General features: G+C 66.1%; 16 protein-coding genes and 1 tRNA gene. 11 read left to right on the top strand and 6 right to left on the bottom strand.

All coding sequences use genetic code 11. The features are described 5' to 3' along the window. The first annotated feature begins 144 nt into the window (after positions 1-144). From FIU28_RS14865 to FIU28_RS14850, 4 genes are all read left to right on the top strand, one after another. Positions 145-450 carry an ETC complex I subunit gene (locus FIU28_RS14865; RefSeq protein ID WP_143574016.1) on the top strand — a complete coding sequence of 102 codons (306 nt, stop codon included), beginning with the start codon at positions 145-147 and terminating at the stop codon, positions 448-450. Positions 451-562: 112 nt separating this feature from the next. Further along, positions 563-2167 (top strand): carboxyl transferase domain-containing protein, encoded by a 1605-nt coding sequence (locus tag FIU28_RS14860; RefSeq protein ID WP_143574015.1) that lies wholly within the window; start codon positions 563-565, stop codon positions 2165-2167. Next, positions 2167-4176 carry an acetyl/propionyl/methylcrotonyl-CoA carboxylase subunit alpha gene (locus FIU28_RS14855; RefSeq protein WP_210247728.1) on the top strand — a complete coding sequence of 670 codons (2010 nt, stop codon included), beginning with the start codon at positions 2167-2169 and terminating at the stop codon, positions 4174-4176. Before FIU28_RS14860 ends, FIU28_RS14855 begins: the two co-directional genes overlap by 1 nt. Continuing rightward, a complete protein-coding gene (locus FIU28_RS14850; RefSeq protein WP_143574013.1) occupies positions 4173-5069 on the top strand; it encodes a hydroxymethylglutaryl-CoA lyase in 897 nt (298 codons plus the stop codon). The genes FIU28_RS14855 and FIU28_RS14850 overlap by 4 nt, the downstream gene beginning before the upstream one ends. A 118-nt stretch (positions 5070-5187) precedes the next feature. On the opposite strand, the gene FIU28_RS14845 is transcribed toward FIU28_RS14850, so the two are convergent. Further along, positions 5188-5532: a DUF6481 family protein gene (locus tag FIU28_RS14845; protein ID WP_143574012.1), complete on the bottom strand. Its 345-nt coding sequence runs from the start codon at positions 5530-5532 to the stop codon at positions 5188-5190. A 343-nt stretch (positions 5533-5875) separates the two neighbouring features. Here FIU28_RS14845 and FIU28_RS14840 point away from each other — a divergent pair, with 343 nt between their 5' ends. Further along, complete coding sequence (locus FIU28_RS14840) at positions 5876-6064, top strand: hypothetical protein (protein ID WP_143574011.1); 189 nt, start codon at positions 5876-5878, stop codon at positions 6062-6064. A gap of 86 nt (positions 6065-6150) precedes the next feature. Continuing rightward, positions 6151-6615 (top strand): FKBP-type peptidyl-prolyl cis-trans isomerase, encoded by a 465-nt coding sequence (locus tag FIU28_RS14835; RefSeq protein ID WP_143574010.1) that lies wholly within the window; start codon positions 6151-6153, stop codon positions 6613-6615. Between the two features lie 259 nt (positions 6616-6874). Here the strand turns inward: FIU28_RS14835 and FIU28_RS14830 are convergent, their stop codons facing one another. The 4 genes from FIU28_RS14830 to FIU28_RS14820 form a co-directional block, all read right to left on the bottom strand. Next, positions 6875-7069: a hypothetical protein gene (locus FIU28_RS14830; protein WP_143574009.1), complete on the bottom strand. Its 195-nt coding sequence runs from the start codon at positions 7067-7069 to the stop codon at positions 6875-6877. 94 nt (positions 7070-7163) lie between these two features. Beyond that, a complete protein-coding gene (locus FIU28_RS27205) occupies positions 7164-7298 on the bottom strand; it encodes a hypothetical protein (protein WP_256365908.1) in 135 nt (44 codons plus the stop codon). Between the two features lie 79 nt (positions 7299-7377). After that, positions 7378-8430, bottom strand: a complete 1053-nt coding sequence (locus FIU28_RS14825; protein ID WP_143574008.1) for a polysaccharide deacetylase family protein — start codon at positions 8428-8430, stop codon at positions 7378-7380. A 113-nt stretch (positions 8431-8543) separates the two neighbouring features. After that, a complete protein-coding gene (locus FIU28_RS14820) occupies positions 8544-8810 on the bottom strand; it encodes a hypothetical protein (protein ID WP_143574007.1) in 267 nt (88 codons plus the stop codon). A gap of 268 nt (positions 8811-9078) precedes the next feature. Here FIU28_RS14820 and FIU28_RS14815 point away from each other — a divergent pair. Together FIU28_RS14815 and FIU28_RS14810 are read left to right on the top strand one after the other, a co-directional pair. Next, positions 9079-9155: transfer RNA gene (locus tag FIU28_RS14815), tRNA-Arg, on the top strand. 200 nt (positions 9156-9355) lie between these two features. Further along, positions 9356-9847, top strand: coding sequence for a BLUF domain-containing protein (locus FIU28_RS14810; protein ID WP_143574006.1), 492 nt, complete (start codon positions 9356-9358; stop codon positions 9845-9847). A 160-nt stretch (positions 9848-10007) separates the two neighbouring features. Here FIU28_RS14810 and FIU28_RS14805 read toward each other — a convergent pair whose 3' ends face one another. Then, positions 10008-10193: a hypothetical protein gene (locus FIU28_RS14805; RefSeq protein ID WP_143576203.1), complete on the bottom strand. Its 186-nt coding sequence runs from the start codon at positions 10191-10193 to the stop codon at positions 10008-10010. 267 nt (positions 10194-10460) lie between these two features. Here FIU28_RS14805 and FIU28_RS14800 point away from each other — a divergent pair, with 267 nt between their 5' ends. The 3 genes from FIU28_RS14800 (at position 10461) to pbpC (ending at position 18468) form a co-directional block, all read left to right on the top strand. Then, complete coding sequence (locus FIU28_RS14800; RefSeq protein ID WP_143574005.1) at positions 10461-10664, top strand: cold-shock protein; 204 nt, start codon at positions 10461-10463, stop codon at positions 10662-10664. Between the two features lie 380 nt (positions 10665-11044). Further along, positions 11045-16264, top strand: coding sequence for an alpha-2-macroglobulin family protein (locus tag FIU28_RS14795; RefSeq protein ID WP_143574004.1), 5220 nt, complete (start codon positions 11045-11047; stop codon positions 16262-16264). After that, entirely contained in the window at positions 16261-18468 is a 2208-nt protein-coding gene (gene pbpC / locus FIU28_RS14790; RefSeq protein ID WP_143574003.1) for a penicillin-binding protein 1C, read from the top strand. Before FIU28_RS14795 ends, pbpC begins: the two co-directional genes overlap by 4 nt. Positions 18469-18479: the final 11 nt, after the last annotated feature.

The raw sequence follows: 18479 nt of genomic DNA, 5'->3' as shown, positions 1-18479 counted from the left end.
TGTCACGACGCCGTGGAAAGAATATACCAAATCACAGGATCCGCCCGATGGCGGAATCGCAGGCAATCCGCGACGAATCAGTATAGTGGCGGCGCCGATTCTACCAATTCGGCGCAATGTCGCATCTCAAGAGGCCGTCTGTTCATGACCGCACGCATCTTCAAGGCCGCCAAGAACGCCATGCAGGCCGGGCTTGCCAAGACCCGCGAATGGCAGCTCGATTACGAGCCGGAGCAGGCGCGGGTGATCGAGCCCTTGATGGGATGGACCTCCTCGGGCGACATGAAGCAGCAATTGTCGCTGCATTTCCACAGCAAGGAAGAGGCGATCGCCTATTGCGAACGCGAAGGCATCGCCTATCAGGTGATCGAGCCCAGGGTGCGCGCGCCCCGCACCATCGCCTATTCCGACAATTTCGCGTTCCGGCGGTCCGAGCCCTGGACGCACTGAGCCACCTGCCAGCGTAAAGCGGGGTTGCGCCCCTCTGGCGCGCAATGACACCATCACGACGGTCGATCAACGGCCGCGTGCCACAAGAAAATAATGCGGGAAACGGAAGACGATGTCGCTTCGCTCGACCATTGATCCCGGATCAATCGATTTCAGGCGCAACGTCGAGGCCATGCAGGCCCAGGTCGCCGAATTGCGTGACAAGCTCGGCGCGGTCGCCGGCGGCGGCGGCGAAGCTTCGACGGCCAAGCACCGGGCGCGCGGAAAAATGCTGGCGCGCGAGCGCGTCGATCTCTTGATCGATCCCGGTACCGCCTTCCTCGAATTGTCACCGCTGGCCGCCCACGGCCTCTATGGCGGCGACGTCCATTCCGCGAGCGTCGTCACCGGCGTCGGCCGGGTTTCGGGGCGCGAATGCATGATCGTGGCCAATGACGCCACCATCAAGGGCGGCACCTATTATCCGATGACCGTGAAGAAGCATTTACGCGCGCAGGATATCGCGATGCAGAACCGGCTGCCCTGCATCTACATGGTGGATTCCGGCGGCGCCTTTCTGCCGCAGCAGGACGAGATATTTCCCGACGAGCGCCACTTCGGCCGCATCTTCTACAATCAGGCGCAGATGTCGGCGGCCGGCATCGCCCAGATCGCCATCGTAATGGGCTCCTGCACCGCCGGCGGCGCCTACATGCCGGCGATGTCCGACGAGAGCATCATCGTGCGCAACCAGGGCACCATCTTCCTTGGCGGGCCGCCGCTGGTGAAGGCCGCGACTGGCGAGGTGGTCACCGCGGAAGAACTCGGCGGCGCCGACGTGCACTCGCGGCAGTCGGGGGTCACCGACCATTATGCGCAGAACGATGGCCACGCGATCGGCATTGCGCGAAGGATCGTGGCGACGCTGAAGCAGCCGGAGCGTGCCGCCTTGAACATGCAGCCGCCGCGCGATCCGCTGTATCCAGCGGACGAGCTCTACGGCGTGATCCCGGCGGACGCGCGAAAACCGTTCGACATGCATGACATCATCGCGCGGATCGTCGACGGCTCGGAGTTCGACGAGTTCAAGAAATTGTACGGCACGACGCTGATCACGGGCTTCGCGCATATCTGGGGTTTTCCGGTCGGCATCATCGCCAATAACGGCATCCTGTTCAGCGAGAGCTCGCTGAAGGGCGCGCACTTCATCGAGCTGTGCTGCCAGCGCAATATCCCGCTGGTGTTCCTGCAGAACATCACCGGCTTCATGGTCGGCAAGAAATACGAGGCCGGCGGCATCGCCCGCGACGGCGCCAAGCTGGTGACCGCGGTCGCCACCGCCAACGTGCCGAAATTTACCGTGGTCGTCGGCGGCTCCTACGGCGCCGGCAATTACGGCATGTGCGGTCGCGCCTACTCACCGCGCTTCCTGTGGATGTGGCCGAATGCCCGCATCTCGGTGATGGGCGGCGAGCAGGCCGCGATGGTGCTGAGTACGCTGCGCCGCGACAACATCGAGGCCAAGGGCGGCTCGTGGTCGGTCGAGGAAGAAGAAGCCTTCCGCAAGCCGACGCGCGACCAGTTTGAAAGTCAGGGCAGCCCGTATTACGCCACCGCGCGGCTGTGGGACGACGGCGTGATCGATCCCGTCGACACGCGACTGGTGCTGGGATTGGGCCTGTCGGCCTCGGCCAACGCGCCGATCGAGCCGACGCGCTTCGGCCTGTTCAGGATGTGATGATGGCCGCACCCGCGCTCTACCGGAAATTTCGCACATTGCTGATCGCCAACCGCGGCGAGATCGCCTGCCGCGTCATCCGCACCGCCCGCGCCATGGGGCTGCGCACCGTCGCGGTCTATTCGGAAGCCGACGCCGGCGCGTTGCACGTCACGGAAGCCGACGAGGCCGTGCTGATCGGGCCGGCGCGGGCCCGCGATTCCTATCTCAACATCGCCAACGTGCTTGAGGCTGCAAAAAAGACGGGAACGGAGGCAATCCATCCCGGCTACGGCTTTCTGTCGGAGAGCGCCGAATTCGCGCAGGCCTGCGCCGAGGCGGGCCTCGTCTTCGTCGGCCCGACCGCCGACATGATCGTCGCGATGGGCTCGAAATCGGGCTCCAAGCAATTGATGGAGAAGGCCGGCGTGCCGCTAGTGCCGGGCTTTCACGGCGAGGCGCAGGACGAGGCGACGCTGGCGGCGGAGGCCGCCAAGATCGGCTTCCCGGTGCTGGTGAAGGCCTCGGCCGGCGGCGGCGGGCGCGGCATGCGCGTGGTGCGTTCGGCCGGCGAACTCAGCGATGCCATCGTCAGTGCCAAGCGCGAGGCCAAGGCGGCATTCGGCGACGACCGCATGCTGATCGAGAAGTACGTCGACAATCCCCGCCACATCGAGGTGCAGGTCGTCGGGGACTCTCACGGTAATCTGGTCTCGCTGTTCGAGCGCGAATGCACGCTGCAGCGCCGCCACCAGAAGGTGATCGAGGAAGCGCCGTCGCCGACGCTCAACGCCGAGCAACGCGAAGCCGTCTGCGCTGCCGCGCGAAAGGCGGCGGGCGCGGTCAACTATGTCGGGGCCGGCACCATCGAGTTCGTCTCCGACGGCTGCGAGGTGTTTTTCATCGAGATGAACACGCGGCTGCAGGTCGAGCATCCTGTCACCGAACTGATCACGGGCATCGATCTGGTCGAATGGCAGTTGCGCGTCGCCTTTGGCGAGACGCTGCCGCTGACGCAGGATCAGATCACGCTGAATGGCCACGCCATCGAGGCGCGCGTCTATGCCGAGAACCCGCACAAGAATTTCATGCCGTCGGTCGGCCGCATCACCACCTGGCGCACGCCGGCCGAAAGCCATGGCCTGCGCATCGACGCCGGCTATCGTGAAGGCGACAGCGTGTCGCCGAACTACGACGCGATGCTCGCCAAGGTGATCGCCTTTGCGCCGACGCGTGAGGCGGCGATCGACCGGCTCAACCGCGGGCTGGAAGACACCGACATCCGCGGCATCGTCACCAACATTCCGTTTTTGTCCGCGCTGCTGACGCATCCGCACGTCCGCGCCAACACCATCGACACCGGCTTCATCGAACGCGAGCTGTCCGCGCTGACGCCCGCCGCCGCGGCGCCCGGCGATCTTGAACTATGCGCGGCCGTGGCAGCGATCCTCCGTGCGGAGCAGGCGCAGGTCACAGCGCCTTCGCCGTGGCAGACCGCCGGCTGGATGCCGGTCGGGCGCCGCCATCGCGTGTTCAAATTCCGCCACGGCGACAGCGTGTATCAGGTGACGCTGGCCTATGGCAGCGGGCCGGCGCAGCTCCTGATCGGCGATCGCGGCTTCGTATTTACGACGTCCGCCGGCGAGACCGGCCAGTTCGATCTCACCCGCGATGGCGCGCGGTCGCGCGTTCATGCGGTGATCGAGGGCCACGAACTCTATCTGCGCACCCGCCATGGCCGTTTCGACATGCATTGGGTCGATCCGTTCGGCGGCGACGACGAGGAGCATGTCGGTGACGACAGGATCGTGGCGCCGCTGCCCGGCACCGTGGTGGCATTGCTGGCGGAGGAGGGCGCGCATCTGGAGAAGGGCGCGGCGATCCTGACGCTGGAAGTCATGAAGATGGAGCAGACCTTGCGCGCGCCGTTCGCGGGCGTGCTGACCAGCCTGCGCTGCCGCGTCGGCGACATCGTCCAGGAAGGCGTCGAACTCGCCATCGTCGAACCCGCAGAAGACAAGACACCATGAGCGACGCTGTCCGCATTGTCGAAGTCGGTCCACGCGACGGGCTGCAGAACGAAAAGACACCGGTCTCGGTCGAGGACCGCATCGCTTTCGTGAAGGCGCTGGTCGGCGCCGGGCTGCATACGGTGGAGGTTGGCTCGTTCGTGTCGCCGAAGGCGATCCCGAAGATGCAGGGATCCGATCGGGTGTTTCTCGGCGTGAAGGATCTGCCCGGCGAATTCCACGTGCTGGTGCCGAACGAGAAGGGCTATGAGGCCGCCAAGGCCGTCGGGGCCGAAGTGGTCGCGGTGTTCGCCTCGGCCTCCGAAGGTTTTTCCCGCGCCAACATCAATTGCTCGGTGGCGGAATCCATCGAGCGCTTCCGGCCGGTGATCTCGCGCGCCCAGGCCGACGGCATCCGGGTCCGCGGCTACGTGTCCTGCGTGCTGGGCTGCCCCTATGACGGCGAGGTCGATCTGCAGTCGGTGGTCGATGTCACCACGACGCTGTGGGACCTCGGCTGCTACGAAGTATCATTGGGCGACACGATTGGCGTCGGCACGCCGAAAAAGGCCCGCGCGCTGCTGCGCGCCTGCGCCGAAGCGGTGCCGATGCACGGCCTCGCGATGCATTTCCACGACACCTACGGGCAGGCGCTGGCCAACATCTACGCGGGGCTGGAGGAGGGCTGTCGCGTCATCGATTCCGCCGCCGGCGGTCTCGGCGGTTGTCCCTATGCGCCGGGCGCGACCGGCAATGTCGGCACCGAGGACGTGGTCTACATGCTGGAAGGGATGGGGATCGCGACATCCGTCGACATGGAGAAGCTGTTGGCCGCGACCAACACGATCAGCGCGCTGATCGGCCGCGCGCCGGTCAGCCGCGTCGCCTCGGCGCTGAATGCACGCCGGAAGTAGGCCGTAGGGTGGGCAAAGGCGCGCTTGCGCCGTGCCCACCACCTTCGTGAGCTTCACAAGCGGTGGGCACGCCGCGTCGCGCTCCGCGCGCCGCGGCTTTGCCCACCCTTCCTATGGCTTACTTGCGCTTCTTGCGGGCGGCGTAGCGGGCGTCGCGGGCGGCCTTCTTTTCGGCTTCCAGCGCCAGTTCGGCGGCGGCGGCTTCTTCCTTCTCCCGCACCAGTCGGGCGGCTTGTTCGGCGGCTTGTTCGGCTTCGCGAATCTTCTGCGCGGCCTTCTCGGCGTCGCGGACCAGCTTGGCCTTGGCGCGCAAGGCTGCCTGGGCTTCGCGCTCGGCGGCGCGCGCCTTCACGGCCGGATCATCGGGACCTGGCTGCGACTTGAACTTGGTCAGAATGTTCTTCTTGGCTTCCATGGCCGCCTTCTGGCGATCTGCGAAGCTGGGTTCCTTGAATCCGCTCATGAACGAGGCCTTGTCGCTTTCTTCGTTTGGGGTGGGGCGGGCGCGGCAGCTCACAGGCGATCACCCGGCGCGGCCAAACTCTGCTGCGGTTTACAGCCCATGGCGCCACAACGCATCAACTATCTGCGATTTTCCGCAAGCTTGCCCGAAAAGCGCCGTGGCAATCGCCTGTCATCGGGCGAATGTGGAAGCAATTCCTTAACCTTTGACCGCGTGGTAAAATATGACCTCTGTTCGTTCTCCAGGAACAAACGAGCATTCGATGAACCGCATGACATGCTCGATCGTCTCATCAGGAACCTTTGGCCGGGCGCGATGTTTTTAGAGAAACCGGAGTTCCGCCATGCGTGCCGCCGCAGACCATGTTTTCCGCAGCTTCCGCCAACCACCATTTACGCAGGATGTGATGTCCGCCGCGGCGGGTGAGGACGCGACGCCAAACCATGCGGCGCGCCTTGCGGCCCAACTGCTGGAAAATTATTGCGACCATCTGGCCGAGCGAAGCCCGGAGACCGCGCACGCTCTGCGCTGATTCCCGGTGGGCCGCATGACGGGGCTTGCGCCGACGCGCGCGGTCGGGGCATGACTGTCCGCCGATCATCCTGTCCCGGAGACATCATGCGACATTTTAAGCGCGCGAGCGCCGCGGCAGCCATCGCCTTGACCGTGGCACTTGGCTCCCTTTCGATCGACAGCTCCCAATCCACCGCAATGGCGCAGGCCAAAGGAAAATCCATGACCACCGCATCAGGCCTCCAAATCGAAGACACCGTCGTCGGCACCGGCGCGACCCCGGCCAAGGGCCAGACCTGCGTGATGCACTACACCGGCTGGCTCTATGAGAACGGCGTCAAGGGCAAGAAATTCGACTCCTCGGTCGATCGCAACGAGCCGTTCGAATTTCCGATCGGCATGTCCCGCGTCATCAAGGGCTGGGACGAGGGCGTCTCCACCATGAAGGTCGGCGGCAAGCGCACGCTGATCATTCCGCCGGACATGGGCTATGGCGCGCGCGGCGCCGGCGGCGTGATCCCGCCGAATGCCACGCTGGTGTTTGACGTCGAGCTGCTCGGCGTCAAGTAAACGTCACCTCAGCGAGACCAACGAGCGCGCGGCCATCCGGCTGCGCGCTTTTTTTGCGTCGCATCACTGTGACGACAGAGCGCGATGAAGTTGCTGAGGGCTTATAGGCTTGAGATGAACCGCTTCTCTCACAGCCGTCATTGCGAGGAGCCCTTGCGACGAAGCAATCCAGCTCTTGCCGAGTTTGCGGCTTTCTGGATTGCCGTGTCGCTTCGCGCCTCGCAATGACGGGCTGATGGGCCGTTTCAATTCAAAATAATCAGAGCTTCTTGATCGCGCGCTTGGCGGCGGTCTCGGCGGCTTCCTCGGTGTCGCAATCGTCCTCGGTGACGAAGCCGAGCATCGTCTTGCCCTTGATCGTGTTGCTGGCGCTGACCTTGGGGCTGATCGATGCCCGCCACAGGCCGGGACGGCGCTGGAACGTCAGGATCGAAAACTGCGACAGGTCGGCCATGCGCGGGATCTCGGTGCGGAGGAGGGGCCGGCGGACCGGCCTGCGCGGTGTAGCGCGTCGCTGCCACGGCCGCAATCCGGGCCTGTCGCGGCAGTTAACGCAGGCTGGCGAACTGCGCCGGCGGCGCGGTGCGCAGTTCCAGCCCGCCGGATTGCTGCGCGGCGAGCAGGAACGCCGCCATCGCCAGCGGCAGCGCCAGGAATCTCGTGATGCAGTGAATTGACCGCATATCACGGCCTCCCGGGATGACTACTTGAGGTAGTATCATCCCGGTTTATGGTTAACCGGCCGTTACGAAGGCGCCGGGGTTAGTTGGTGGTGACGGTCTGGATCACGCTGGCGGTGGGCCGCGCATTGCTGCTGCGCACCGGGCCGGCCTTGCTCTGCATCAGCGTGGCGACCGCGGCGTCATATTGCGGCAGCGAGACGAAATTGTCCTTGGCCTTCATGTGCACGACCTTGTAGCCGCCGGCCTGCAACTGCCGCAGCAGCTCGGGCAGCGCCTGCGCGGTCGACTTCTGGAAGTCGTGCATAAGGATGATGCCCTTGCCGGTTTTCTTCAGCTTGGCCATCACGCCGGAGATCAGCACCTCCGGCTTGTGGATGCGGAAATCTTCCGAATCGACGTCGATCGAGAACGCCGCGACGTTGCGCTCGCCGAGATAGGTGGTCAGTTCCTTGGTCTGGCGCAGCTGCGGGAAGCGGAAGAACGGCGAGATCGGCTGGCCGGCCGCCAGCACGACGGCGCTGAAACCCTTTTCGATCTCGTCCTTGGCTTCCTGCACCGGCTTGATGGCGAGGTTGACGTGGCTCCAGGTATGCGCGCCGACCGTATGGCCGCGCGCCAGCACCTGCCGGAGGATTTCGGGATGCCAGGAGGCATGCTTGCCGACCGGGAAGAACACCGCCTTGAGGCACTGCGCGTCGAGCGCGGCCAGCACGGCCGGGGTGTTCACCGGCCACGGGCCGTCGTCGAAGGTCAGCACGACTTCGCTCGGCTGCAGGAAATCATAATCGCGGTATTGCGACAGGCCGAGGCCGGGGCCGCCGGTCGTATCGATCTGCACGGTGCGCGAGATGCCCATCGCGCCCGGAACGTTGCAGGATGCCTGCACCGGGGCCGGCGCTTCGCGCGACGGCGTGGTCGAGGCGGGCTGAACCGTGGGGGCGGGGGCCGAGGTCTTGTCGGCTTCCGCCTTCGGCCAGCGCGCGGAGATCGCGCCGGTGGTCAACTCGCCCTGATCGCCCTTGGCCGCCACATTGGCGACCGGCGCCGATGACGACATAAATTTGCTGGCGCCAAACCCGACCGCCGCCACCGCCAGAACGCCGCCCGCCGCCAGAACCGCTACCCTACGCATCACCAACTCCCGCTGCGGACATACTCACCGCCAAGATTACGTTCGGTGAAAATGGTTAAGCGGGGGTTGCGGGCGGCTGGGGCGGGGATGAAATGTCGCATCCCCGGCGGGACTTAGTAATAATTCGGGAAGAGTTGGTCGAGAAAGCTGCGCTGGTGCTCGACGTACACGCCGGGCTCGCCGGTGCGCAGATCCTGCACATAATGCGGCGGCGCGTTGACGTAATAGGTCGGCGGCACCTGGCGGATCGCATAGGCCGGATGGGTATGGACATGCGCGCGGTGACTGCGCGCGCGGTACGGCGCGTCGCGATAATCGGCGGCGGACGCCGCGGTCGAGCACAGCGCAGTGGCGATGATGAGAAGATGAACGGGGCGCACGGGATACTCCAACAGGTCGAGGGCCGGATCGCCGGAGGGTAGAGCGGTTTGGTTAAGGAACGCCGTAAGCGGCCGGTGCGGCCGGATCCGGGGGGCCGTCGCCGGCGTCGGCCGCCGAGTGGCGGCTCGGGCGTGGGGGGAGGCGGACGGCGCGGAGGTCCGCCCGCTCGAGCGCCCCTCGAGCAAGAGCCTGCAACCTGTGAAAAGCCGCTGTCCGGCCGGGCTCGGACGCTGATTTTTCCAGAAGGCGGTGCTAGAAGACCCCGACGGTCCCATAGCTCAACTGGATAGAGTAACGGATTTCTACTCCGTGGGTTGCAGGTTCGAATCCTGCTGGGATCGCCAGTCTTTTCAGAACCTAGCCCGGGCGCCTGTCGTCGCTCGCCGGGGTACGATCCGACTAGGCTTGCTTCAAAACGAAGCATTGCAGTGAGATCCGTATCCAGAGCAGACTGAAGACCGCATTTTGAGAGATGAACCGGCTATCCTGCCCCTCACCCACCGGGCGGAACGGCCTGCCTGACATAGACAGAGCGAGCTCAATTATGTTCGACGAAATCGGTTTTCCACGCGGCGCCGAGTCGGACGATGCCGGGCTGCCTGCGCTTTATCATTTTGTCTACTGCAGCCGTGCCGCCGACGGCGTCGATGACCTAGAGGTCGGACGTATTATCGAGCGGGCCCAACGCCACAACCGCGCGCACGGCATCACCGGAATGCTGGCTTTCGGCAGCGGCGTCTTTTTCCAATGGATCGAGGGGCCCGCCGCCGAGGTACAGAAGTTAATCGCAAGCCTGCATGGCGACTCGCGCCATTACGATATCGTCGCTCTGGACCAGAGTGAAGAGAAGCGCGAGCGTCTGTATCCGAACTGGGGGATGGAGAAGGTCGAAGCCGAGGATATCCGCGCGGTGCTGGAGGACGCGCTCGAAAGCGCCGAAGACGATAACAACGTCGCGACACTGAAGCGTATTCTCGATCAACTAGCCTCGGGGCCGTTTGATCCGCTTCCGTTCAGCACCCAACAGCCTGCTTGATATCGTTTAGGCTCGGCCTAAAAAGCCATCCCTATCGCGGCCCTTTGGCGCGGCTGCCTTGATGCTGAGGCGTCACATGGTTGAATATCTCAAACAGAGATCATGAGATCGACGGTGTGCAGTTGATACCGAGCGCCAAGATGCGGCGTGCCACCGCCCCTCAATACTCCACCATTTTCTTGTAGATCCAGCGGCGGCCGTCGTGGCGGCGCCAGACCTGGCCGCGCAGCAGCTGGCCGTCGATCGAGCGGCGGGGAAGCGTGACATGCCAGAGGTGCCAGATCGCCGCCCAGGTCGGGTGCGGCCGCAGTTTCAGGATCCGGTAATGCGCCTGCTGGCTCGTCATCATGTCTCGACCTTGCGGGATGAGGCGGCGCGCCGGCGCAATATGATCGCCGGGGTCTGCCGCCATTGGCCGGCTGAATGCCCGGCCGCCAAACCTACCGTGGCGTCGGCGGGGCGCAACGAAAGCCGGGTGTTAAACTAACCGGTCAACCTTACCGGGCCGCGGGGCGGCCGGCGGCGGACGGGCAGGCCGGCTGCCGCGAAATGGCCATTGGCTATCTGCGCGAATGCCTGCTACGGGTGTTCTGACATAACCAGGAGAGTTAACGTGACGACAGGCGTGGTAAAGTGGTTCAACGCAACCAAGGGCTTCGGATTCATTCAGCCGGACGACGGCAGCAAGGATGTCTTCGTGCACATCTCGGCTGTTGAGCGCGCAGGCCTCAGCTCGTTGAACGAAGGCGACAAGGTCTCCTTCGAAGAGCAGGAAAACCGTGGCAAGACCTCGGCCGAGAACCTTCGGGTCGGCTAAGGTTTCGACCTAGATGCGTTACCAAGCCCGCCTTAACCGGCGGGCTTTTTCGTTTACTCTGGGCTTTGCCGCTGTTTACCCGGCTTTTCGGCCCCCGGGGACCGGTTTCTGACGGGCCTCGATTCGCGCCTTTCCGGCTCGACGCCTCCGCCGAATCACCGGGCTTCCAACCTATCCCGCCGGCGCGCTGAAACTTCCGCCAGGATTTCGCCCGGACGCCGCGAACCTGTCGCGTGGCCATGCGACCAATGCACACATCAGCTTTGCGTTCGAAACCGGGGGACGCCATGATGCGCGAAAAGCCGGTCGCGGCTCTGGTCCGTTCGTCACAGCGATTCGCACCGAACGCCGTTCGTCTTCGTCCGTGCAGGGAGTTTTCGATGATTGCTCTGGTTCGCGCCGTCAGCCTTTGCGCGGCGCTGGTGTTCGGGATGGTGCAGGCGGTGGCCGCCGACAAGGCATTCCGGCGCGATGACCTGGCGGATTCCGCCATCAAGCTGGAGGCGCAGATCAAGAGCGAGGCCGGGCCGGTGTCGAAACCGGCGGCGACGCTGCGCAGCGATGCCGACGCCGCGTTCCGGCGCAACGATACCCGCGCCGGACTGACCACGCTCGGCCAGATCGTGGCAACCGCGCCGGAAGACAGCGCCAACTGGCTGCGGCTGGCCAAAACGATCTTCCAGATCCGCCCGGCGACCTCCACCGAAACGACCTTCCTGCTGGAGCGTGCCTCGACCGCGGCCTACATCGCCTATCAGCGCGCCGGCAATCCCGGCGAGGAGGCGGAGGCGCTGGCCGTGCTCGGCCGCGCGATGGCCGACCGCAAATTGTGGCGCCCGGCGCTCGATACGCTGCGGCTGTCGCTGGAGCTGCGCGAGGTCGCCGACATCCGCGGGCAATATGAGAAGCTGCGCGACGAGCGCGGCTTCAAGCTGCTGGATTACACCGTGGATTCGGATTCCGCCTCGCCGCGGGCCTGCTTCCAGTTCTCCGAAGACCTCGCCAAGCGCGTCGATTTCGCGCCGTTCCTTTCGCTGGCGGGCAGTGACCGGCCGGCGATCACCAGCGAGGACAAGCAGCTCTGCGTCGAAGGCCTCAAGCATGGCGAGCGTTACAACATCAATCTGCGCGCCGGCCTGCCGTCGACGGTGAAGGAGACGCTGCCGAAATCGGCCGAGTTCAACATCTATGTCCGCGACCGCAAACCCTTCGTGCGCTTCACCGGCCGCGCCTATGTGCTGCCGCGCACCGGCCAGAAGGGCATTCCGCTGGTCTCGGTCAACACCCAGGCGGTGACCGTCAACGTGTTCCGGATCGGCGACCGCAACCTCATCAACACCGTGATCGGGAGCGACTTCCAGACCGCGCTGAGCAGTTACCAGCTCGACAGCCTGGGCTCCGAGCGCGGCATCAAGGTGTGGAGCGGCGAACTGGCGACGGCGCTGACCCTGAATGCCGACGTCACCACGGCATTCCCGGTCGATCAGGCGATCGGCGAGCTGCAGCCCGGCGTCTATGTGATGACGGCGGCGGCGAAGGGGCCGGGCGCCGGCGGCAATGACGAAGACGGCTCGCTGGCGACGCAGTGGTTCATCGTCTCCGACATGGGCCTCACGGCGTTTTCCGGCAATGACGGCATCCATGTCTTCGTCAATTCGCTGGCCTCGACCGCGCCGGTCGGCCGCGCCGAGGTTCGCCTCGTCGCGCGCAACAACGAGATCCTGGCGACCAAGAAGACCGACGATTCCGGCCACGTCCTGTTCGAGGCAGGGTTGGCGAAGGGCGAGGGCGGGCTGTCGCCGGCGCTGCTCACCGTCACCAGCGAGAAGGCCGACTACGCCTTCCTCAGTCTCAAATCCAACGCCTTCGATCTCTCGGATCGCGGCGTCTCCGGCCGCGCGGTGCCGGCCGGGGCCGACGCCTTCGTCTATGCCGAGCGCGGCGTCTACCGCTCCGGCGAGACGGTGTATCTCACCGCGCTGCTGCGCGACGGGCAGGGCAATGCCGTGACCTCCGGCCCGCTGACCTTGGTGGTGGAGCGACCGGACGGCGTCGAGTTCCGCCGCGCCATATTGCCCGACCAGGGCGCCGGCGGCCGCAGCCTGACGCTGCCGCTGAATTCCGCGGTGCCGACCGGCACTTGGCGGGTCCGCGCCTTCACCGATCCGAAGGGGTCCACGGTCGGCGAGACCAGCTTCATGGTCGAGGATTACGTTGCCGACCGAATCGAATTCGATATTTCCAGCAAGGACAAGCAGATCTTTGCTGACAAACCGGTCGAGCTGAAGGTCGATGGCCGGTTCCTGTATGGCGCGCCGGCCTCGGGGCTGGCGCTGGAAGGCGACCTCTTGGTCGCGCCCGCCGCGGGCCGGCCGGGATTCGCCGGTTACCAGTTCGGCGTCTCCGACGACGAGACCGAGAGCAACGAGCGCACCCCGATCGAGGATCTGCCGGAATCCGACGCCAATGGCGTGGCGACGTTCCCGGTCAGCCTGCCGAAGCCGCCATCCTCGACCCGGCCGCAGGAAGCGCAGATATTCATCCGCATGACCGAGGCCGGCGGCCGCGCCGTCGAGCGCAAGCTGGTGCTGCCGGTCGCGCCCTCTGCTGCGATGATCGGCGTGAAACCGCTGTTCAAGGACAAGAACGTTGCCGAGGGCGACAAGGCCGGCTTCGACGTGGTGTTCGTTGCGCCCGACGGCACCGCCCTTGCGCGCCCCGGGCTGCGCTATGAGCTGCTCAAGATCGAGTCGCGCTACCAGTGGTATCGCCAGAATTCGACGTGGGACTACGAGCCGGTGAAATCCACCAGGCGCGTCGCCGATGGCGAGATCAACGTCGCCGCCGCCACGCCGGCCCGCATCGAGCTGCAGCCGCAGCCCGGCCGCTACCGGCTCGACGTCAAATCGGCCGAGGCGGACGGCCCGATCACCTCGGTGTCGTTCGACGTGGGCTGGTATTCCGACGGCAGCGCCGACACGCCGGATTTGCTGGAGACCTCGATCGACAAGCCTGAATATGTGTCCGGCGACACCATGACGGTGTCGGTCAACGCCCGGACCGCGGGACGCCTCACCATCCATGTGCTCGGCGACCGGCTGCTGACGACGCAGAGCGTCGAGGTTAAGGAAGGCCCGGCGCAGATCAAGCTGCCGGTCGGCCGCGACTGGGGCACCGGCGCCTATGTGGTGGCGACCTTGCGCCGGCCGCTCGACGCTGCCGCCTTGCGGATGCCGGGGCGGGCTATTGGCCTGAAGTGGTTCGGGATCGACAAGAAGGCGCGCACGCTGGACGTCGTGTTGTCGCCACCGGCGCTGGTGCGGCCGAGCACGACGCTCAAGCTGCCGGTCAAGCTCGGCGGGCTGGCGCCCGGCGAGGACGCCAAGATCGTGGTCGCAGCGGTCGACGTCGGGATTTTGAATCTCACCAACTACAAGCCGCCGGCGCCGGACGATTACTATCTCGGCCAGCGCCGCATGACCTCGGAGATCCGCGACATCTACGGGCAATTGATCGACGGCATGCAGGGCACCCGCGGCCAGCTCCGCACCGGCGGCGATTCCGCGGGCGCCGAGCTGCAGGGCTCGCCGCCGACGCAGAAGCCGCTGGCGCTGTATTCGGGCATCGTCACGGTGGCCGCCGACGGCACCGCGCAGATCGAATTCGAGATCCCGGAATTCGCCGGCACCGCGCGCGTGATGGCGGTGGCCTGGACCGCGACCAAGCTCGGCCGCGTCACCACCGACGTGACCGTGCGCGACCCCGTCGTGCTGACGGCGACGTTGCCGCGCTTCCTGCTGAGTGGCGACAAGGGCACGATGTCGTTCGACCTCGACAATGTCGAAGGGGCCGCGGGCGATTACACGATCTCGGTGAAAACCTCCGGCCCGGTGAAGGTCACCGGCAACCCCGCCACCACCGTCCGGCTCGCCGCCAAGCAGCGCTCGTCGATGGCGCTGGCGATCGATGCGTCGGGAGCAGGGACCGCGCAGCTCGACGTCGATATCAAGGGGCCCGGCGGCCTGACGCTGGCCCGGCACTATGCGCTCGACGTCAAGGCGGCGACACAGATCCTGGCACGGCGCTCGATCCGCACGCTGGCCAAGGGCGAGAGCCTGACGCTGACCTCGGATATGTTCTCCGACCTCGTGGTCGGCACCGGCGGCGTGTCGCTGTCGGTCAGTCTGTCGACGGCGCTCGATGCGGCGACCATCCTGAAGGCGCTGGATCGCTACCCCTATGGCTGCTCCGAGCAGATCACCAGCCGGGCGATGCCGCTGCTCTATGTCAACGATCTCGCCGCGGGTGCTCATCTGGCGATGGATACGTCGATCGACCAGCGCGTTCGCGACTCCATCGACCGGCTGCTGGCGCGGCAGGGTTCGAACGGTTCGTTCGGCCTGTGGTCGTCGGGCGGCGACGATTCCTGGCTCGATGCTTACGTGACCGACTTCCTGACCCGGGCCCGCGAAAAGGGCTTTGCGGTGCCGGACGTGCTGTTCCGCGCCGCGCTCGACCGTATCAGAAACTCGGTCGTCAATGCCGAGGAGCCGGAGAAGGACGGCGGCCGTGATCTCGCCTACGGCCTCTACGTGCTGGCCAAGAACGGCACCGCGCCGGTCGGCGACCTGCGCTACCTCGCCGACACCAAGCTGGACAAGCTGGCGACGCCGATCGCCAAGTCCCAACTCGCCGCCGCGCTGGCTCTGGTTGGCGACAAGACCCGCGCCGAGCGCGTCTATGCCGCGGCGGTGGAAAGCCTCGCGCCAAAACCGGTGCTGAGCTTCGGCCGCACCGATTACGGCTCGGCACTGCGCGACGCGGCGGCTCTGGTGTCGCTGGCCAGCGAAGGCAACGCGCCACGGGCGACGCTGACGCAAGCTGTCCAGCGCGTCGAGGCCGCGCGCGGCCTGACGCCGTTCACCTCGACGCAGGAGAACGCCTGGCTCGTACTGGCGTCGCGCGCGCTGGCCAAGGAAGCCAACACGCTGGCGCTCGACGTCAATGGCTCGCCGGTGAAGACGGCGCTGTACCGCAGCTACAAGGCGGCGGAGATGACGGGCCAGCCGGTCAGGATCACCAATACCGGTGATGCGCCGGTGCAGGCGGTGGTGTCGGTCTCCGGCTCCCCGGTCACGCCGGAGCCTGCGGCTTCCAACGGCTTCAAGATCGAGCGCAACTATTTCACGCTCAGTGGCGAAGCGGCCAATCCGGCCAAGGCGAAGCAGAACGATCGCTTCGCGGTGGTGCTGAAGATCACCGAGGCGAAGCCGGAATACGGGCACATCATGGTGGCCGATTATCTCCCCGCCGGCTTCGAGATCGACAACCCGCATCTGGTGTCGTCCGGCGATACCGGCACACTGGACTGGATGGAGGACGGTGCGGAGCCGCAGAACACCGAATTCCGCGACGACCGCTTCACAGCGGCGATCGACCGCAAGAGCGACGACAAGGCAGTGTTCACGGTCGCCTACGTCGTGCGCGCGGTGTCGCCCGGCAAATACGTGCTGCCGCAGGCCTTTGTCGAGGACATGTACAACCCGTCGCGCTATGGCCGCACGGGGACGGGCGCCATCGAGGTCGCGAAGGCGAAATGAGCACCGTCACTCCCGATGGCGCGGAGCCGCCGCCACACGCGCCGTCATGGCCGGGCCTGTACCGGCCATCCACGGCAGCGCGTGAGGTCGTGGATGGTCGGCATAACGCCGGCCATGACGGGCGCGGAGGGCGGCGTCTCATCAAAACGACAGCGATCGCTGCGGCAGTCGCCGTCATTGTCGGCGTAGTAGCCGCCGCCTGGGTGCACTCCCTCGGCCCGCTGCCGCTCGCGCAGGCCAAACAGATTTCTACCACCGTCGTCGACCGCAACGGCAGACTGCTGCGCGCTTATGCGATGGCCGACGGCCGCTGGCGGTTGCCGGTCAACGCTAAGACTTCCGTCGATCCGACCTATCTCGATCTGCTGCAGACCTACGAGGACAAGCGCTTCCAACAGCATCACGGCGTCGATCCGCTGGCGCTCGGCCGCGCCGCGCTGCAATTCGTCAGGCGCGGCCAGATCGTGTCCGGCGGCTCCACCATCACCATGCAGCTCGCTCGACTGCTGGAGCCGCGGCAGCAGCGGTCGTTGACCGCCAAGATCCGCCAGGCGGTGCGCGCATTCCAGCTCGAGCAGCAGCTCTCCAAGGACGAGATCCTCGACCTCTATCTCGAACTCGCGCCATTCGGCGGCAATCTCGAGGGTATCCGTGCGGCGTCGATTGCCTATTTCGGCAAGGAGCCGAAGCGGCTGTCGCTGGCGGAGTCCGCGCTGCTGGTGGCGCTGCCGCAATCGCCGGAAACGCGCCGGCTCGACCGCCATCCCGCCACGGCGCGGATCGCGCGCGACCGCGTGCTGGATCGCATGGTGCGCGAGGGCCGGGTGTCCGCGGCGGATGCATCGCAGGCCAAGGCGGTCGCCGTGCCGAAGCTGCGCAAGCCGATGCCGGTGCTGGCGCCGCATTCGGCGGACCAGGCGATCGCAACCATCAAGGACCGGCCGATCATCCGGTTGTCGCTCGATGCCGGCATCCAGCGCGCGCTGGAGAGCCTCGCGCGCGACCGCGCCGCGGCGCTGGGATCGAACATCTCGGTCGGCATCATCGCGGTCGACAACGACAGCGGCGACATCCTCGCCCATGTCGGCTCGCCGGATTATTTCGACGACCGCCGCGCCGGCCAGGTCGACATGACCCGCGCGGTGCGCTCGCCCGGCTCGACGCTGAAACCCTTTATCTATGGCCTCGCCTTCGAGGATGGCTTCGTGCATCCGGACAGCCTGATCGAGGATCGCCCGGTCCGCTTCGGCGCCTACGCGCCGGAGAATTTCGACATGAGCTTTCAGGGCACGGTGCCGGTGCGCAAGGCGCTGCAATTGTCGCTGAACGTCCCGGCGATCGCGCTGCTCGACCGCGTCGGCGCCAGCCGGCTGTCGTCGCGGCTCCGGCAGGCCGGCGGCCATCTGATATTGCCTTCCGGCGAGGCGCCGGGGCTGGCGATGGGTCTCGGCGGCGTCGGCATTACGCTGCGCGATCTGGTGCAGCTCTATGCGAGCCTGGCGCGTGGCGGCAGCGGCAAGCCGTTGCGCGAAATCCTGCAAGCCGATGGCGGCGACGACCGCGAGATGCTGCGGCTGATGGACCCGGTCGCGGCCTGGCAGGTCGGCCATGTGTTGCTCGGCACGCCGCCACCGGAGAACGCTGCGGCCAATCGCTTAGCCTTCAAGACCGGCACCAGCTATGGCTACCGCGATGCCTGGTCGGTCGGTTTCGACGGCCGCATGACGATCGGCGTCTGGGTCGGCCGTCCCGACGGCGCGCCGGTGCCCGGCCTGGTGGGGCGCACCGCCGCGGCCCCGATCCTGTTCGATGCCTTTGCCCGCACCGGCAAATTGCCGCAGCCGCTGCCGAAGGCGCCGAAGGGCGCGCTGATCGCCAGCAACGCAAAACTCCCGCTGCCGCTGCGCCGGTTCCGGCCGTTCGGCGACCTGATCCGGCCCGGCGGCGAGCAGGCGCTGCGCATCCAGTTCCCGCTCAATGGCTCCCGGATCGACGCCGGTTCGGGCGAAAACCCGCTCGCGGCGATGCCCGTCAGGGTCGCCGGCGGGGTCGCGCCGATGACCATGCTGGTAAATGGCACGGCCGTCGGCGAGATCGATGGCCGCAGGCAACGGCTGATCGATCCGCCCGGGCCGGGCTTTGTCCGGCTCACCGTGATGGACGCCATGGGCGCGGCGGACACAGTTGTGGTCAGAATTCAATAGTTGGGCGACCG

The sequence above is a fragment of the Tardiphaga sp. vice154 genome, assembly GCF_007018645.1.
GTDB lineage: Bacteria > Pseudomonadota > Alphaproteobacteria > Rhizobiales > Xanthobacteraceae > Tardiphaga.
The sequence above is the reverse complement of the archived record's forward strand: the minus strand, read 5'-3'. Positions and strand labels throughout refer to the sequence as shown.